The following is a 264-nucleotide window of genomic DNA, read 5'->3' on the forward strand; positions in this document are numbered from 1 at the left end:
ATTTTGACGACGGCACCATTTCGGCAAACGACTGTTTCAAACCTGTCAGCCGCTATTTTGACCGCATCACGCGTCCTGAACAGATCATGTACGCGCTGCCACGTGCACTGCGCACGATGACGGATCCGGCGAACTGCGGTCCTGCGACTCTGGCATTCTGTCAGGACGTTCAAGCCGAAGCCTATGATTATCCTGTCGACTTCTTTGAACCGCGCGTTTGGCGCGTGCGCCGTCCGGCCCCTGATGCGGGCGAACTGGCGCGCG

1 pseudogene is annotated in these 264 nt (G+C 59.1%); it reads left to right on the forward strand.

From position 1 onward, the window contains the following. Positions 1-264, forward strand: a pseudogene (locus tag ACXAGA_RS16495) (3D-(3,5/4)-trihydroxycyclohexane-1,2-dione acylhydrolase (decyclizing)); the annotation flags it as partial.

Source organism: Marivivens sp. ABH4_498, assembly GCF_056160585.1.